The organism is Dietzia sp. DQ12-76, assembly GCF_014145045.1.
In the GTDB taxonomy this organism is placed as follows: Bacteria; Actinomycetota; Actinomycetes; order Mycobacteriales; family Mycobacteriaceae; genus Dietzia.
Genome location: NZ_JAALDV010000563.1, coordinates 327 through 1,235, shown reverse-complemented (window position 1 = coordinate 1,235; position 909 = coordinate 327). Strand labels below are relative to the sequence as shown.

Sequence of the window (909 nt, the reverse complement as noted above, 5' to 3'; positions counted from 1 at the left end):
CCGCCGCGCGCACCGATCCGGACCGGGACCTGTCGGCGCGGGCGGCCGCGGTCGCCGACCTCATGCGGGGCCGGCGCACCACGATTCTCACCGGCGCGGGGATCTCCACCCCCTCCGGGATCCCCGACTACCGCGGCCCCGACTCCCCCGCCCGGACCCCCATGACCTTCCAGCAGTTCGTCGGTGACCCCGGGTTCCGGCGCCACTACTGGGCCCGGAATCACCTGGGTTGGCGACACATGGAGGCCGCCCGGCCCAACGCGGCCCACGCGCTGCTGGTCGACTGGGAGCGCCGGGGGCTGGTCCACGGCGTCATCACCCAGAACGTCGACCTGCTCCACCTCAAGGCGGGCAGCCGCCGGCTCGTGGACCTCCACGGCACCTACGCCGTGGTGACGTGCCTCGACTGCGGGCTGCGCCAGAGCAGGTGGGCACTGCACGAGGAGCTCGACCGCCTCAACCCCGGGTTCGCGGAGCGGGTGGCCACACGCGGCGCCATCGAGGTCGCCCCGGACGCGGACGCCGTTCTCGCCGACACCGCGGACTTCCGCATGGTGGACTGCCGCCGGTGTTCGGGAGTGCTCAAACCCGACATCGTCTACTTCGGGGAGAACGTTCCGGCGCACCGCGTGGCCGCGGCCAACGACCTGGTCGACGAGTCCGACCTCGTCATCGTCGTCGGGTCCTCTCTCACCGTCCGGTCCGGGTACCGGTTCGTGCGGCGTGCGGTGACCACCGGCACGCCCGTGGTCGTGATCAATCGCGGCCACACCCGGGCGCACTCAGAGGCCACCCTGACGATCGACGGCGACTGCGTGGACGTGCTCGCCCTCGTCGACCAGGCCCTGTAGAGACAAGGCCCTGTAGCGACCAGGCACTCCGGCGAGGTCTAGAGCGCCACCAGGTCGT

Annotated in this window: 1 protein-coding gene; it reads left to right on the top strand. The window is 72.1% G+C overall.

Annotated features, from left to right (window positions below; genetic code table 11):
* The coding region (locus G6019_RS16785; RefSeq protein ID WP_241726125.1) for a Sir2 family NAD-dependent protein deacetylase at nucleotides 1-851 on the top strand (851 nt) is incomplete at its 5' end.
* Between the last annotated feature and the right edge of the window lie 58 nt (nucleotides 852-909).